The sequence below is a fragment of the Limnohabitans sp. Rim11 genome (assembly GCF_001269365.1).
Classification (GTDB): Bacteria; Pseudomonadota; Gammaproteobacteria; order Burkholderiales; family Burkholderiaceae_C; genus Limnohabitans_A.
This window is the reverse complement of the sequence record NZ_CXOM01000004.1, coordinates 266,759-282,262: the sequence shown is the minus strand read 5'-3', so window position 1 is coordinate 282,262 and position 15,504 is coordinate 266,759. Positions and strand designations below refer to the sequence as shown.

The 15,504-nt window shown below is 51.4% G+C and carries 12 protein-coding genes and 2 tRNA genes; 1 reads left to right on the top strand and 13 read right to left on the bottom strand.

Annotated features, from left to right (window positions below):
* The first annotated feature begins 74 nt into the window (after positions 1–74).
* Positions 75–3,983, top strand: a complete 3,909-nt coding sequence (gene hrpA / locus AMM03_RS12345; RefSeq protein ID WP_228764693.1) for an ATP-dependent RNA helicase HrpA — start codon at positions 75–77, stop codon at positions 3,981–3,983.
* Positions 3,984–4,048: 65 nt separating this feature from the next.
* On the opposite strand, the gene AMM03_RS12340 is transcribed toward hrpA, so the two are convergent.
* The 13 genes from AMM03_RS12340 to AMM03_RS12280 all read right to left on the bottom strand — a co-directional run bounded on the left by AMM03_RS12340 (position 4,049) and on the right by AMM03_RS12280 (position 15,493).
* Positions 4,049–4,918 carry a CoA transferase gene (locus AMM03_RS12340; protein ID WP_090132040.1) on the bottom strand — a complete coding sequence of 290 codons (870 nt, stop codon included), beginning with the start codon at positions 4,916–4,918 and terminating at the stop codon, positions 4,049–4,051.
* Between the two features lie 30 nt (positions 4,919–4,948).
* Positions 4,949–5,662 carry an ABC transporter ATP-binding protein gene (locus AMM03_RS12335; RefSeq protein WP_090132038.1) on the bottom strand — a complete coding sequence of 238 codons (714 nt, stop codon included), beginning with the start codon at positions 5,660–5,662 and terminating at the stop codon, positions 4,949–4,951.
* Between the two features lies 1 nt (position 5,663).
* Positions 5,664–6,434 carry an ABC transporter ATP-binding protein gene (locus AMM03_RS12330; RefSeq protein WP_090132036.1) on the bottom strand — a complete coding sequence of 257 codons (771 nt, stop codon included), beginning with the start codon at positions 6,432–6,434 and terminating at the stop codon, positions 5,664–5,666.
* Positions 6,427–7,425, bottom strand: coding sequence for a branched-chain amino acid ABC transporter permease (locus AMM03_RS12325; RefSeq protein WP_090132034.1), 999 nt, complete (start codon positions 7,423–7,425; stop codon positions 6,427–6,429). The genes AMM03_RS12330 and AMM03_RS12325 overlap by 8 nt, the downstream gene beginning before the upstream one ends.
* A 9-nt stretch (positions 7,426–7,434) precedes the next feature.
* Entirely contained in the window at positions 7,435–8,298 is an 864-nt protein-coding gene (locus tag AMM03_RS12320) for a branched-chain amino acid ABC transporter permease (protein WP_090132033.1), read from the bottom strand.
* A 95-nt stretch (positions 8,299–8,393) separates the two neighbouring features.
* Positions 8,394–9,590: an ABC transporter substrate-binding protein gene (locus tag AMM03_RS12315; RefSeq protein WP_090132031.1), complete on the bottom strand. Its 1,197-nt coding sequence runs from the start codon at positions 9,588–9,590 to the stop codon at positions 8,394–8,396.
* Positions 9,591–9,674: 84 nt separating this feature from the next.
* Positions 9,675–9,751 (bottom strand) — tRNA-Arg (locus AMM03_RS12310).
* Positions 9,752–9,797: 46 nt separating this feature from the next.
* A tRNA-Pro gene (locus tag AMM03_RS12305) sits at positions 9,798–9,874 on the bottom strand.
* A gap of 114 nt (positions 9,875–9,988) precedes the next feature.
* On the bottom strand, positions 9,989–11,248 hold the full coding sequence (locus AMM03_RS12300) for an acyl-CoA dehydrogenase family protein (protein ID WP_090132028.1): 1,260 nt from the start codon (positions 11,246–11,248) through the stop codon (positions 9,989–9,991).
* A 27-nt stretch (positions 11,249–11,275) separates the two neighbouring features.
* A complete protein-coding gene (locus AMM03_RS12295) occupies positions 11,276–12,361 on the bottom strand; it encodes a phosphotransferase family protein (protein WP_090132027.1) in 1,086 nt (361 codons plus the stop codon).
* A gap of 48 nt (positions 12,362–12,409) precedes the next feature.
* Entirely contained in the window at positions 12,410–13,129 is a 720-nt protein-coding gene (locus AMM03_RS12290) for a Crp/Fnr family transcriptional regulator (RefSeq protein ID WP_090132025.1), read from the bottom strand.
* 59 nt (positions 13,130–13,188) lie between these two features.
* Positions 13,189–13,968, bottom strand: coding sequence for an oxepin-CoA hydrolase, alternative type (locus AMM03_RS12285; protein ID WP_090132023.1), 780 nt, complete (start codon positions 13,966–13,968; stop codon positions 13,189–13,191).
* A 4-nt stretch (positions 13,969–13,972) separates the two neighbouring features.
* Entirely contained in the window at positions 13,973–15,493 is a 1,521-nt protein-coding gene (locus tag AMM03_RS12280) for a 3-hydroxyacyl-CoA dehydrogenase (protein WP_090132022.1), read from the bottom strand.
* Between the last annotated feature and the right edge of the window lie 11 nt (positions 15,494–15,504).

The following is a 15,504-nucleotide window of genomic DNA, read 5'->3' as shown; positions in this document are numbered from 1 at the left end:
GTCTCTCGAAAAGGGCCAAGACAGCGGATAATTCAGGGCTTACGCCATCCCTGATTTTTACAGAAGTTTTGCCATTGTCCGCCACCCCCTTGAAAATCGAGTTCCCAGAGTCCTTGCCGGTGTCGGCAAAGCGCGACGAAATAGCGCAGGCCCTGTCGGAGCACCAGGTCATCATCGTTTGTGGTGAGACGGGTTCAGGCAAAACCACCCAGTTGCCCAAGATTGCTTTGGCTCTGGGCCGTGGCAAGCTCAATGCCGCCCCTGGTCAGCGCGGCAAGTGGATTGGGCATACCCAACCGCGCCGCATTGCTGCCAGCAGCGTTGCCAAACGCATTGCCGAGGAACTGAAGACCCCACTGGGTGATGTGGTGGGTTACAAGGTTCGATTTCAGGATCGTTTGTCTAAGGATGCCTCGGTCAAACTCATGACCGATGGTATTTTGTTGGCAGAGACTCAAAATGACCCTTTGTTAGAGGCCTATGACACGCTCATCATTGACGAGGCCCATGAACGAAGCCTGAACATTGACTTCTTGTTGGGCTACTTGCGTCAAATATTGCCAAGGCGTCCCGATTTGAAAGTGGTGGTCACCTCGGCCACCATCGATGCCAATCGCTTTGCACAGCACTTTGCCTCCCGCAAAGGACCTGCGCCAGTCATCATGGTGTCTGGCAGAACCTTTCCTGTCGAAATGCGTTGGCGGCCATTTGAGGAATCTCGCGAACACGATTTGAACGATGCCATTGCTGAAGCAGTCGATGAATTGTGGACGGGTCATGCTTCGGGCGATATCTTGATATTTCTGCCGGGTGAACGCGAAATTAGAGAAGCGGCAGACCACCTGCGAAAACACTTGTCGCACAGCGCTGTCACTCGAAGTGCCGAGGTGTTGCCTTTGTTTGCCAGACTGTCGCAAGCCGATCAAGACCGAGTGTTTGACACGCACTCGGGCAGACGAATTGTGTTGGCGACCAACGTGGCCGAGACGTCATTGACCGTGCCCGGTATTCGATATGTGATTGATGCTGGTACAGCACGTGTCAAGCGCTATAGCCTTCGAAGCAAGGTGGAGCAGTTGATGGTTGAGCCCATTAGCCAAGCGGCAGCCAATCAGCGCGCCGGTCGCTGCGGCCGTGTGGCCAATGGCATTTGCATTCGCCTGTACGATGAAGCCGATTTCAATTCGCGACCCAAATTTACCGATCCCGAAATTTTGCGATCATCTTTGGCAGGCGTGATCTTGCGAATGAAGTCATTGCATTTGGGCGTGGTCGATGACTTTCCGTTCATCGAGGCGCCCTCAAAACGCGCCATTACCGATGGCTATCAGTTGCTGGCCGAACTGGGGGCGGTGGACGACACCAATGAGCTCACACCAACGGGCACAGAACTGGCCCGACTGCCTTTGGATCCTAGGGTTGGCCGCATGATTTTGGAGGCACGCGACAGGCAAGCGCTGGACGAGGTGTTGATCATTGCCAGCGCGTTGTCCGTGCAAGATGTGCGTGACAGGCCCATGGAGGCCCAAGCTCAGGCAGACCAGGCACATGCCAAGTTTGACGACGAGAAAAGCGAATTCACGGGCTACCTGAAGCTTTGGAAATGGTTGTCCGAATCACGGGGTGGCAAATCACCCGCTGGTGCAGAACACAAGTTAAGCAATCGGCAGTACGAACAATTGCTGAGGCAAAATTTCGTCAACATTCGCCGTGTGCGCGAGTGGCGCGATACGCATACGCAGTTGCACACCACGGTGGCGGAGCATCGCTGGCAATTGAATACCAAGCCAGCCACTTACGAGCAAATTCATTTGTCCATGTTGGCTGGCTTGCTGGGCAACGTGGGCTGCAAACAAGACGATGAAGATGTGTATTTGGGCGCGCGTGGCATTAAGTTTTACAGACACCCTGGCGCTCACTTGTCTAAGAAGCCAGGCCGTTGGACGGTGGTTTCTGAATTGGTTGAGACCACGCGATTGTTTGGTCGAGGTATTGCTGGCATTGAGCCCACTTGGCTCGAGCAGGTAGGCTCACACTTGCTCAAGAAGCAATTGCTTGATCCGCATTGGGAAAAGAAGTCAGCAGAGGTCATTGCCCTTGAGCGGGCTACCCTGTATGGCTTAGTGGTCTACAGCGGGAGGCGAGTGCCGTTTGGCAAGATCGACCCGCAAACCGCGCGTGAAATTTTCATTCGCGAGGGCTTGGTACAAGCTCAGTGGGAAACAGCTTTGCCCTTTTTGTCTGCCAATCAAAAGATGATTGCCAAAGTCGAAGAGCTGGAGCACAAGTCAAGACGACAAGATGTGTTGGTGGACGACGAACTCATATTTGCTTTTTACGACCAACAAATTCCAGCAGATGTTTGTTCGGGTCGACTCTTAGAGTCTTGGTACCGCCAAGCAGTCAAGCAGCAGCCCCAACTTTTGTTGTTGACACGCGAAGAGCTGATGCGCCACGAGGCTGCTGGCATTACCACGCAAGCATTTCCCAAAGCCATTCGATTAGGTGGTACCGATTGCAGCGCTACTTATTTGCATGAACCGGGTGATGCCAAGGATGGGGTCACTGTCACCGTGCCTTTGTTTGTTTTGAACCAGGTCAATGAAGAACGCTGCGAGTGGCTGGTACCTGGTTTGTTGAAAGACAAAATACTCGCATTGCTTAAAAGCTTGCCGCAAAAGCCCAGGTCTCGATTTGTGCCTTTGCCAGATTCGGCTTCTAAGTTGGCTGAACAACTGGGTGCGCCGGAAGTTTTTGGCACCGGCTCATTGACAGATGTGTTGCTGAAAAAAGTTCGCGACATGACCAGTCTGGATGTCAAACGCGCTGATTTCAAATTGGACATGCTCAGTCCGCATTTGTTCATGAACCTCCGAGTGGTGGACGAGCATGGGCGCCAATTGGGCATGGGGCGAAATTTGGGCGCCTTGAAGTCTGATTGGGGCTCACAAGCCCGTGGCGCGTTTCAGGCCTTGGCGCAGTTGAAGGTGCAAACGTCTGCGCCACCAGCTGCACAAGGCAGTGCTTCTAAAGACCAAACTAGCACATCAAAATCAACGACTGCAGTCACACATTCATCAACTTCAGTGCAGCCTCAAAAGGGTGGTTCGTCATCCAGTAGCAAAATCAATTCGCAAATCAAATACACGAATTGGTCGTTTGGCGATCTGCCTGAACTCATGGAGATCAACAAAGGCGGTCAAAGTTTGATTGGTTTCCCTGCCTTGGTAGACATGCAGGACGCTGTAGCCATTGAGGTCTTTGACGAGCCCGAAGTGGCGGCTCAAAAGCACCGTGAAGGCTTGCGCCGATTGTTTGCATTGCAAATTAAAGATGCTTTGAAGTATTTGGAAAAGAACATTCCGGATTTGCAAAAAATGGCAGTGTCTTACATGCCGCTAGGCACATCCGACGAACTGCGTCAGCAAATCATTGAAGTAGCCCTGGACCGTGCTTTCTTGTTAGACCCATTGCCTGCCGATGAATTCGCATTTAAAAAACGAATCGAAGAGGGCAGAGGGCGACTTACCTTGATTGCCAACGAGGTGGCTCGTTTGGCAGGTGTCATTCTGATTGAATATGCGGCAGCCACCCGCAAAATCAAGGACACCAAAAATGCACCTGAAGCCACAGCCGACTGTGCGCAACAGCTTCAGCGCTTAATGCCCAAACGATTCATGGTGGCCACGCCTTGGAATCAGCTTCAGCATTTTGCAAGGTACCTCAAAGCCATCGTTTTGCGATTGGACAAATGGCGAGCCGATCCCGCACGCGATGTTACCAAATCCTTGGAGCTCAAACCTCAGGAGCAACGCTACTGGCGGCTGGTGGCTGAAAGAAAAGGCGCAGTCGATGACCGCATGTTGGAGTTCAGATGGTTGCTGGAAGAGCTGAGGGTGAGCTTTTTTGCACAAGAGCTACGCACCCCTCAACCGGTGAGCGTCAAGCGCTTAGACAAAGCCTGGGCGCAACTCACGCACTAAAGACTCACGCTAGCGGATGAACGCCTGAAGCTATCGATTGAATGCCTAACGCATTAGCCTTTGCTTTAGGCCTTGGGCAAGGTCATGAGAGGGATATCTTTTTCGGTAGCCAACTTGTCAAGTTGCTGTCGTGTTTTGCTGGCGAAGAAGGACGCAATGCCTGCATGCGTTTTGGGGCTGAACAATGTTTTGACATCTTTCACAGGGATGCCCGCTGCTTCACACAATGACTTTGCAAAATGAGTTTCTAGCGCAGCCACTGCAACACGTCCATTTTTGCAAGCGTAAATCTTGTAGCCAGCATGAGCGCCACCGACTGGACCCGTTGGCAGTGTCATGCCCCAATGGCGAGGCAAAGCCAACCAGGCAGCGGCTTCGCTGAGTGCAACTTCGTGAAAGCTGCCGTTTCCAGACGTGCGCTGCGAAAGGGTGGCTTTCAAGATGGCTTCACTGGCCATGAGGGCGCCGCCCATGTCTGCAAATAAACTGGCAGGCAGTTGCATGCCAGGTACTAAATTGACTTCGGCTTGATAGGTCAGGTCATGTCCAGGAATTTCTGCCAAGGCGCCAGGCGCTCCCACCACGCTAACGCAACTGAGCTGCGGGTACATCTTGTGCAAGACCTTCCAACCAAAGCCTAATTTGTTCAAGGCCGAGGGTCTGAAGGAGGTGAGCAAGACATCGGTTTTGGCCAGCCACTGATGCATTGATTTTTGACCTGCAATACTTTTTAAATCACACGATACTTCTTTGATACCAGAGTGCAAAGTGGCATAGCCAGCTTGGGTATACAAAGCCATGGGATCGCCATTGGGCGGATTGACCTTGGTGCATTTGGCGCCCATTTGGGCCACACGCAGCAGGGCGGCAGGTCCCGGCAAATTCAAAGCCAAACTTAGAACGCGAACGCCTAGCAGTGTGTTGTCTTTTTTCATGAAATCTCTCAACAAAAAGCCTTAAGCCCATTAAACACCAAGGTGCTGCGCCATGATTTCTGGCTGCGATTGCAGGGATTCAGAACTACCTTCAAAGACCACTTCGCCTTTAACCAAAATCACATTGCGATCCGTAATTTTGGTGACGTGTTTCCAGTTTTTATCAACAATGATGCTGCTAATGCCACTCTCTTTGATGACGCTGCAAATGCGCCAAATTTCTCTGGCAATCAGTGGCGCCAAACCTTCTGTGGCTTCATCCAAAATGAGCACATCGGGGTTGGTCATGAGCGCGCGGCCAATGGTCAGCATTTGTTGCTCGCCGCCGGACAATTGTTGACCGCCATGGCCTAAGCGTTCTTTGAGGCGAGGGAAAGTTTCAAGCACGCGGTCATAGGTCCAATCGCGTTGTCCTTTGGTGCCTGGGCGCGCCGCCATTTGCAAATTTTCAACCACACTCAAATTGCCAAAGATGCCTCGGCCTTCGGGTACATAGGCGATGCCTTGTTGTGCCACTTCAAAAATGGCGCGCTCATTGGTTCTTTGACCTTTGATCAACACATCGCCCGAGCGAGGGGTGATAATGCCCATGATCGATTTAAGCAGGGTGCTTTTGCCCATGCCATTGCGACCCATCAAGCCGATGGTCTCGCCAGCCTTTACTTCAAAATGAATGTCTCTTAGAACGTGGCTGGCCCCGTAGTAACTATTGAGGCCCTTCACTTGAATCAGTGTTTCTGACATGTCAATGATCCTCACCCAAGTAAGCGGCTTGTACGCCAGCGTCTGCGCGCACAACTGCGGGTAAACCACTTGCAATGACGGTGCCGTTGACCATCACAGTCAATTGATCGGCCAAGGTAAAAATAGCGTCAATGTCATGCTCAACCAGCATCATGGCGTGCGATGACTTGAGTCGCAATAAAAGTTGAATCATGCTTTCTGCTTCGGCAACGCCCATGCCGGCCAATGGTTCATCCAATAAAAGTACCTGTGGTTCTGTGGCCAAGGTCATGGCAATTTCAAGCTGACGCTGTTCGCCGTGGCTGGCGGCACCTGCGATGGCATGCCGTCTGTTTTGCAAGCCAGCCAATTCAATAGCCCGCTCAGCGCGCTGATTGACATCTTGCATGGCATCTGCATTTTGCAGCCAAGCCAATGGATTGAAGGGCAGTGGCTGACTTCTGGATTGTGCAGAAAGTCTTACGTTGTCCCAAACCGTAAAGCTTCTAAAGATGTTTGTCTTTTGATAACTTCTGCCGAGGCCATTGCGAGAGATTTTCTCGGGAGTCCAACCCGTAATGTCTTCACCCTTGAGACTGACATGACCCGATGTGGCAGGCAGGTCGCCTGTCAACAAATTGGTCAGGGTCGATTTGCCTGCACCATTGGGGCCAATCACAGCATGAATTTGTCCCAGTTTTAAATCGACTGAAACTTCATTGACGGCCGTTAATCCGCCAAAGCGCTTGGTGACTTTGTGTGCACTTAAAAGCAAGTCTTGGGTGTCACTCATGACGCGCCTCCTTCGACTTGAACAATGTGGCAAACAAGCCCAAGATACCTCTGGGTGCCAAAATGACCAGGCCTACGATGAACAAGCCCATCCACAACTGCCAATGCTTCCCTAAGTTAAACCCGCCCACAGTGGGCAGGTCTTTGAAGACATGCAACAAATACTCAAACGAGAAAGCGCCAACAATAGCACCCGCAAAATTGCCCATGCCGCCCAAAATGATCATCATGATGACGTGCGCACTCATGTGGAACCCCAGCAGTTCGGGATTGACGTAGCCCGATTGAGCACCCCAAAGAAATCCAGCCAGACCGGCCAAGGCGCCAGCCAATGTGAAGGCCGCTAGTTTGTGGCCAAAGGTGCCATAGCCCAAAGCTCGCATGCGATGTTCATTGACGCGAATGCCCGACAAGGCGCGCCCAAATGGGCTCCACAAAAGACGTCTTAAAAACAAATACACCGCCAGCATCATGGCCAAGGTGAAGAAATAGAAAGTCGTTTTGTTTTCTAAATCAAACAACCATGTTTCAGGTTTGAAGTTGATGTAAACCCCGTCAGATCCGCCCAGTGCTTTGTTGTCAAAGAAGGCGTAGAACACCATCTGTGAAAAGGCCATGGTGACCATGATGAAGTAGATGCCGTGTGTTCTAACCACCAAGAACCCAATGACCAGTGCCAGCAGGGCAGACACACCCACAGCAGCAGGCAAGGACCACCACAAAGCAATGGGCTCACCTGGCGGTGTGAAAAACGCCAGCGCATAACCTGCCACACCAAAGTAAGCCGCATGTCCCAAGGACACCAAGCCTGTGACACCTTGCAGCAAATCAAGGCTCATGGCAAAGATGGCCAAAATCATCATGCGGGTGACCATCTGCAAGTAATAGTCTGTGCCAACAAATGGAAAAGCAGCCAGCGCCACAAAGGCGAGTGCCAACAAAATATTCAAACTGCGTGGCAGCGTTTCGAGGGGGGCGTGTGAATCGCTCATGTTGGCCCCTTAGTTTTTGAACAAGCCTTCGGGCTTGTAGAGTAAGACAAGTGCCATCAAGATGTACACCAACATGCCAGACACTTGTGGCAACAGAACCTTGCCAAAGGTATCTACCAAGCCGACCAACAAGGCTGCAATGAGTGCGCCCTTGACAGAGCCAATGCCGCCAATCACGACCACCACAAAACACATGATGAGAACTTGCGAGCCCATGTTAGGGTAGACGCTAGAGACAGGTGCCGCCACCATGCCAGCGATGGTGGCCAGGCCAACGCCCAATGCAAACACCAAGGCGTGAATCAGTTTGATGTTGACACCCAAAGCCTCGGTCATTTCATGATTGAAAGCGCCAGCTCTAATTTTCATGCCCAAACGTGTTTTAGAAATGAGCAAATACAAACCGAGTGCCAGCAACAAGCAAACGCCGGACATGAACAATCTGTAGACAGGGTACGACAGAGTTTCTGTAAGCGGAATAGACGCACTCAGCGCATCAGGGATGGTGACGCCATGAACATCGTCGCCCCAAAGAATGGATCGAGTTTCTTCAAAGACATAGATCAAACCAAATGTCAGAAGCACCTGGTCTAAGTGATCGCGTTTGTAGAAGTGCCTAAACAGCAACCACTCTAGCAACAAACCAAAAATCACTGACAACACAGTTCCAAGAATGATGGCCAGGGTGAAGCTCTGTGTTATGGCTGCCAGAGACCACGCCAAATATGCGCCCAGCATGTAGAAACTACCGTGCGCCAAATTGACAACGCCCATGATGCCAAAAATGAGCGTCAAACCCGCGGCAAGCATGAACAGCAGCAGTCCATACTGAACACTGTTCAATAGTTGAATCAAAAAATTAACGAAATCCATAATGGCTACAAAATAACGCAAGTACTCAGTACTTCAGAAATGAAAAAGCGGCGGATTTCTCCGCCGCTTTGGCGTGTCAAAACCACGCAAGCCTTTTAGCCCATTCTGCAGCCGGTGCCCGGATCGGCAAGGCCTTTGGCAGCAATGCCAATGACTTTGTTTTCACCTTTTTCTGCGACGCGCAGGTACATGTCTTGGATGGGGTTGTGTGACTTGCTCATGGTCCATTTGCCACGTGGGCTGTCAATCACGGCACCTTCCATGGCTTTGTAGAGTTCAGGCTTTTTGCTCAAGTCGCCCTTGACGGCATTGGCACCTTGCATCAACAAGAGGCCAGTGTCATAACCTTGGACGGCATAGACATCTGGTTGCATTTTGAATGCCTTGGCGTATTCCAAACGGAACTTGTTGTTGCGTGGCGTATCCAATGAATCGCTGTAGTGCAAGGTGGTCATGACGCCATCGGCAGCGGGGCCTGCTGCTTGCAAAACGCCTTCGGTCAAGAAGCCTGAGCCGTACAGCGCGATCTTGCCTTTCAGGCCAGCTGCAGCAAAGTCCTTCATGAATTTGGCACCTGAAGGACCGGCAAAGAAACAAGCCACAGCGTCGGGTTTGATGGCTGCAATTTCAGTCAGCAAGGCTTGGAATTCAACATTGGGGAAGGGCAAGCCCAGTTCCTTGACAATGGTGCCACCAGCTTTGGTGTAGCTTTCTTTAAAGCCCTCATAGGCTTCGTCGCCAGCTGCGTACTTCCAAGTAATCCAAACAGCCTTTTTGTGACCTTTGGCCACCATGGCTTGACCCAATGCCAATGTGGGTTGGCTGTTGGAGAAGCTGGTGCGGAAAACGTTGGGTGCGCACAATGCACGCGTGGCGGCGTGAACGCCTGCGTTAGGAATGAGTGTCAGAACGCCAGAATCGCGGGCTACTTTGTGAATGCCCATTTGCACGCCGGAGTGAACGGTGCCGATCAGGACATCGACTTTGTCACGTTGAACCAATTTGTTGGCGTTCTCGATGCCTTTGGAAGGATCTGATTCGTCATCAACCTTGAACCATTCGATCTCGCGGCCGCCCAATTTGCCACCTTGCTCATTGATGGCCATTCGAACGCCGTTTTCAATGGCGACGCCCAAAGGCGCAAAGGCACCAGAGTAGGGCAGCATGAGGCCAACGCGAATTTTGCCGGACTGAGCCATGGCCCATTCAGGCAATAGCAAACCAGAACTGGCTGCGCCAACCAGGGCGGCACTGCGTGTTAAAACCAGACGACGTGAGGGGGAATTGGTCATGAATAATCTCCTTATAAGATGCATTATGTTGCATATCTGAAGGCGAAAATGCTAGGCAAAACCCTTATGCATGAAATCGGAAGATGGCCTGCCCGGAGGGACTCGAACCCCCGACCTACGGCTTAGAAGGCCGTTGCTCTATCCAGTTGAGCTACGGGCAGATAAAAAAGGCCCTGAAACCATGATGGTAGGGCCTTTTAGGATGAATGGTCGGAGCGAAAGGATTCGAACCTTCGACCCTCTGGTCCCAAACCAGATGCGCTACCAGACTGCGCTACGCTCCGACAAGCCTCATATTCTAATGCGGGATCAGTGGAAATCTGAAAAATTGATGAAAAAGTTCTTCAGAAATTCCATCGGACTTGATAGAAAAAGTTAACTCACGGATTGGCTGAGAATTAAGAACCGCGCGTGATTGGCATTTCTACGTCACCAGGCACCAGCATGTGTTTGGCCAATTCAAGTTTGGCCAGAGAGTTGCGGTGTACTTCGTCTGGACCATCTGCGAAGCGAAGGGTTCGCTGGTGTGCGTAAGCATAAGCTAAAGGGAAATCTTGACTCAAACCACCCGCGCCATGAGCTTGAATGGCCCAATCAATGATTTGGCAAGCCATTTGAGGCGCGACAATTTTGATCATGGCAATTTCAGCCTTGGCAATTTTGTTACCCACAGTGTCCATCATGTATGCCGCTTTCAAAGTCAGCAAGCGGGCTTGTTCAATCATGCAACGTGACTCTGCAATACGCTCCTGCCAAACGGTTTGTTTGGAAACTTGCATGCCAAACGCCACACGACTGTTCAGTCGTTTGCACATCAACTCAAGTGCGCGTTCTGAAATTCCAATGGTTCTCATGCAATGGTGAATACGTCCTGGGCCAAGGCGACCTTGTGCAATCTCAAAGCCACGACCTTCACCCAACAACATATTGCCCACTGGAACTCTCACATCTTTGAGAACCACTTCCATATGGCCATGTGGCGCATCGTCGTAGCCAAACACAGACAAGGCTCGAACCACCTTAATGCCTGGAGAATTGGCTGGCACAATGATCATGGACTGTTGTTGGTGGCGTCCAGCTTCAGGGTCTGTTTTTCCCATGACGATGTAGACAGCGCATCTTGGATCGCCAGCACCAGAGGACCACCATTTACGGCCATTGATCACGTATTCATCGCCTTCACGACGAATTTCGCATTGGATGTTGGTGGCGTCAGATGAAGCCACATCGGGCTCAGTCATTAAGAAAGCAGAGCGAATTTCACCGCGAAGCAAAGGCTCAAGCCATTTGTCTTTGAGTTTTTCACTGGCGTAGCGCTCAAAAGTTTCCATGTTGCCAGTGTCAGGTGCTGAGCAGTTAAAAACTTCAGCAGCAAAAGGAACTCGTCCCATGATTTCGCACATAGGCGCGTATTCCAAATTGGACAAACCCTGTGGGGCACGATTAGATTTGGGCAAGAACAGATTCCACAAGCCAGCTTTTTGTGCCAATGGTTTAAGTTCCTCCACAATTTTTGTGGGAATCCATGCATTGCCCTTGGCGCGGTTTTCTTCAATCTCTTTGAAAAAACGCGCTTCGTTTGGATAAATGTGCTCATCCATGAAAGCCAGCAAGCGTGCTTGCATGTCTTTGACTTTGTCAGAATATTCGAATTGCATAGAGTGTCTCCTGTTAAATCTTAAAAATTAAGCTTGCGCTGCAATTTGCCATGCCAATTCGGCCATGGGTTTGGCGCCTGCGCCTGAAGCCTTGGCTTGTTCGCTCGAAGCTGTTCCGGCTTCAACGCGCTTTGCAATGCCTTGAAGAATGGCCGCCATTCGGAACAGGTTGTAGGCCATGTAGAAACTCCAATCAACGGCCAATTTTTCTGGCGTTGTAAAGCCTGTGCGTTGGCAATAGCGCTCAATGTATTCTGCCTCGGTTGGAATTCCCAAAGCTTGGTGGTCTAAGCCACCAATGCCTCTGAATGAGCCTGGCTTGATGTGCCAAGACATGCAGTGGTAGCTGAAGTCTGCAAGGGGGTGACCTAAAGTGGAGAGTTCCCAATCTAACACGGCCAATACCTTGGGCTGTGTTGAATGAAACATCAAATTGTCTAATCTGAAATCGCCATGAACAATGCTGACAAGACTCTGGTCCTTGGCGCTGTTGGGCATGTTGGCAGGCAACCATGCCATGAGCTTGTCCATTTCAGGAATGTCTTGGGTGCGTGATGCGTCGTACTGCTTGCTCCAGCGGCCAATTTGTCGCTCAATGTAACTGCCGGGCTTGCCATAATTTGCCAAGCCTTGTTTGGCAAAGTCAACGGAATGCAGCGCAGCAATAACGCGATTCATTTCGTCATAGATCTCGCTCCTCTGAGCGTTGTTCATTTGGGGTAAGGACTGATCCCACAAGACACGTCCAGCTACAAATTCCATGACATAGAAGGCACGCCCAATGATTGACTCGTCTTCGCACAGTACATGCATTTGTGCCACTGGAACCGCTGTCCCCGATAAACCGCTCATGACTGCGAATTCGCGTTCGATGGCGTGCGCAGAAGGAAGCAGTTTAGCAACAGGCCCTGGTTTGGCGCGCATCACATAAGCGCGCTTGGGTGTCAGTAGTTTGTAGGTGGGGTTGGACTGCCCCCCTTTGAACATTTCTACTGTGAGGGGGCCTTCAAAATCTTGAAGTCTTGAGGCAAGCCACTGTTCAAGGATTTGAACGTCAAATACATGACTACCGGTCACAGGGCGAGTGCCCTCAAAGTGTTCAAACTGGCTCATGGGAGATACCACCGTTGTTTAGCAAATTGTCAAGATGGAATTGGAAAGTCAGATGTCTGAATTGACAATTTTGAGCAAGGCTTGTCGATCCAAAATTGTTAAGCCGCTGGGCTCTATTTTGATGACATTTTCGCGCTCCATTTGTTTGAGCTCTTGATTGACGCGTTGTCTGGATGCGCCCAACAATTGGGCCAATTCCTCTTGAGCCAACTGCAAACTGATGCGAATGGCCTTGGCATCTGAAAGACTCGGCACACCATAACTTCGAACCAAGTGATTGAGCTGTTTGGCCAAGCGAGCGCGCAAGGGCAGGGTGTTCAGATCTTCTACCAGGCCGAACAGTTGACGTATGCGTCTTGCGTGCAAGCGCAGCATAGCATCGTAGAGTTCGATGTGCGTATCTAGAATTTTTTTGAAGTCGGCTTTGGCCACATTGAGTGTGGTGGTCTCGCCATGTGCGTACACATCGTGCGTGCGCCGGTCGCCGTCGAAGATCGAGACGTCGCCAAACCAAATGCCTGGCTCGACATAGGTCAGTGTAATTTGTTTGCCCGATACAGAAGTTGAACTGACACGCACGGCGCCTTTGGCGCACGCAATCCATTGCTCTGGCGGCTCGCCGCGAGAAGCAATCAGTTCGCCGTCTTTGTATCGTTTGACGTAAGCGCATCGGAGAATGTCGTGTCTGAGTGAAGGTGAAAGTGTTGAGAACCAACGACCTGCGTTGATGGCTTCTCTTTCCTCCATCGTAAGAATGGGTTCGTCCATGATGTGTCTTTTGAGTGACTGCTAATGAGAATTTTGTCGCCTGGGAGACCCCATGCGCATCATTCGAACTGCGGTTTTTCTTTGTTTAAAAATGCATTGATCCCAATGCCGCCGTTGACGTGGTGCAAGTTTTTAACGAAATGATCACGTTCTAAGGCAAGTTGTTTGTTCAAAGCAGCGGCATCTGCTTCAGAGAGCAATTCTTTGATGCTGGTCAAGGCATTGGGGGCGCGTTTGTTGAGTTGCTCTGCCAAAGTTAGGGCTGTACCCAAGGCCTGACCCGGTTCGCAAACGCGATTGACGACGCCCAAATCGTGTAACTTTTCGGCACCTATGCGTTCTCCCAGCATGAGCAATTCTGTGGCCAATTGACGCGGCAGTGAGCGCGTCAAGCTCCAGCTGGCACCGCCATCCGGCGACAAAGCGATATTGCTGTAGGCCATGACAAACACACTGTTGCGGGCCGCAATGATGAGGTCGCAAGCCAGGGCCAATGAAAAACCAGCACCTGCTGCAGGACCCTCCACAGCGGCCAATACGGGTTTTGGAAATGCGCGAATGGCTTCAATCCAATTGTGCAAGCCCTCGATACTTTGAGCTTGATGTTCTGGGGGCATCTGACGGTTGTTTTGCAATCGTTGAAGGTTGCCACCCGCACTGAAAACACCCCCTTCGCCCGTGATGACCACACTTCGAATGTCGGCGCTGCTTTCAGCCACGTTCAAGGCTTCAACCCCTGCCGCATACATTTCTGGGCCCAGTGCATTTCGATGCTCGGGATTGCTCAGGGTCAGAATGAGCGTGGCGCCTTCGCTGGTGCTGAGCAGTTGAGATGACATGTCCTCAATCCTCTGTGTGCAACAAAGACAAACCGATGGCGCCGCGACGACGCAACCAGGGGCTAGGGCGATAACGTGGATCGCCATAAACCGTTTGCAAATTAAATAGCACTTCCAAAACGTTGGTAGGGCCCAATTTGTTGCCCAAGGCCAATGGGCCAACGGGATAACCCAAGCCGAGTGTGACAGCCACATCCAAGTCTTGCGGTGTGCAAACTCTTTGTTGGCACATGTCAGCGGCGATGTTCACGATGTTGGCCACCACGCGTTGGGTGATGAAGCCACCGCTGTCGCGAATGACACTCACTGCTTTGCCATCTTTGGCAAACAAGGCGTGCGCGGCATCTCGCATGTCAGAGCGAGTGGCTGGGTTGGTGGCCAAGACGCGACGTTTGGTAGCGGCATCGTCAAACAACATGTCAATGCCCACCGTTCGTGCAGGGTCTAAGCGTTCAACGACCGCAACTGTTGTGACGTCAAAACCCAATGGAGCCACCAGCGTCAATGCGTTGGGTGAAGGTGAGGCACCTGTTTCAATGGTGGCGCCCAAATCCTTGAGCAGTTGCAAAAGTTCTAAGCGCCTTGATGCCCTAGGTGAAACCCAAACTGGAGGAAATTCGGTGACATGTGGCACGGGTGGTTCGGGACTGACATTGGCTTTGCCATCGGTATAGGTGTAGAAACCTTCGCCTACTTTTTTGCCAACGACACCGCCTGCCAAGCGCTGAGCCGTGATAACACTGGGACGGTATCTGGGTTCTTGGTAGTACTGGTTGTAAATGGACTCCATGACAGGATGGGACACATCCAAGGCGGTCAAATCAAACAACTCAAAGGGGCCAAGTTTGAAGCCAACTTGGTCTTTCAAAATGCGATCGATGGTGGCGAAATCTGCTACGCCTTCAGACACAATGCGCAGCGCCTCGGTACCATAGCCGCGGCCTGCATGATTGACGATGAAACCAGGGGTGTCGTTGGCCTGAACGGGGGTATGGCCCATTTGTTTGGCAAACTGGGTGAGGCGTTCGCAAACTTCTGGGGACGTCTTCAGGCCCGCGATCACTTCAACTACTTTCATGAGAGGCACGGGGTTGAAGAAGTGGTAGCCCGCAAAGTGTGCAGGACGCTTTAAGGCAGCTGCAATAGCGGTTACAGACAAGGACGATGTGTTAGTGACCAACACGGCAGTTTCAGACAGAACGTTTTCCAGTTCAACGAACAAACTTTTCTTGATGTCCAAGCGTTCAACAATGGCCTCGACCACCAACTCGCAAGTTTTTAGATCTACCAGCGAGCTGGCCGTGTGCAACTGTGCTTTGTAGCGCGCCACTGTTTCTGCGTCCAGTCGACCTTTGGAAGCCAATGTGTCCCACACTGCGTGGACTGCATCTTTGGCTTTGAGTGTTGCGTCAGCTTGTGTGTCGTAAAGCCAAACTTGACTGCCTGCTTGCGCTGCAATTTGGGCAATGCCACGGCCCATGGCGCCTGCGCCAATGACGGCAACTTGTTTGAAAACGGTTGTCATAAAGAGAAATC

Coding starts and splice junctions, on each gene's coding strand:
- AMM03_RS12295 (WP_090132027.1), bottom strand. CDS start 12,361: ATGAGCCAGTTTGAACACTTTGAGGGCACTCGCCCTGTGACCGGTAGT.
- AMM03_RS12280 (WP_090132022.1), bottom strand. CDS start 15,493: ATGACAACCGTTTTCAAACAAGTTGCCGTCATTGGCGCAGGCGCCATG.
- AMM03_RS12315 (WP_090132031.1), bottom strand. CDS start 9,590: ATGACCAATTCCCCCTCACGTCGTCTGGTTTTAACACGCAGTGCCGCC.
- AMM03_RS12300 (WP_090132028.1), bottom strand. CDS start 11,248: ATGCAATTCGAATATTCTGACAAAGTCAAAGACATGCAAGCACGCTTG.
- AMM03_RS12340 (WP_090132040.1), bottom strand. CDS start 4,918: ATGAAAAAAGACAACACACTGCTAGGCGTTCGCGTTCTAAGTTTGGCT.
- AMM03_RS12325 (WP_090132034.1), bottom strand. CDS start 7,425: ATGAGCGATTCACACGCCCCCCTCGAAACGCTGCCACGCAGTTTGAAT.
- AMM03_RS12285 (WP_090132023.1), bottom strand. CDS start 13,968: ATGTCATCTCAACTGCTCAGCACCAGCGAAGGCGCCACGCTCATTCTG.
- AMM03_RS12290 (WP_090132025.1), bottom strand. CDS start 13,129: ATGGACGAACCCATTCTTACGATGGAGGAAAGAGAAGCCATCAACGCA.
- AMM03_RS12320 (WP_090132033.1), bottom strand. CDS start 8,298: ATGGATTTCGTTAATTTTTTGATTCAACTATTGAACAGTGTTCAGTAT.
- AMM03_RS12330 (WP_090132036.1), bottom strand. CDS start 6,434: ATGAGTGACACCCAAGACTTGCTTTTAAGTGCACACAAAGTCACCAAG.
- AMM03_RS12335 (WP_090132038.1), bottom strand. CDS start 5,662: ATGTCAGAAACACTGATTCAAGTGAAGGGCCTCAATAGTTACTACGGG.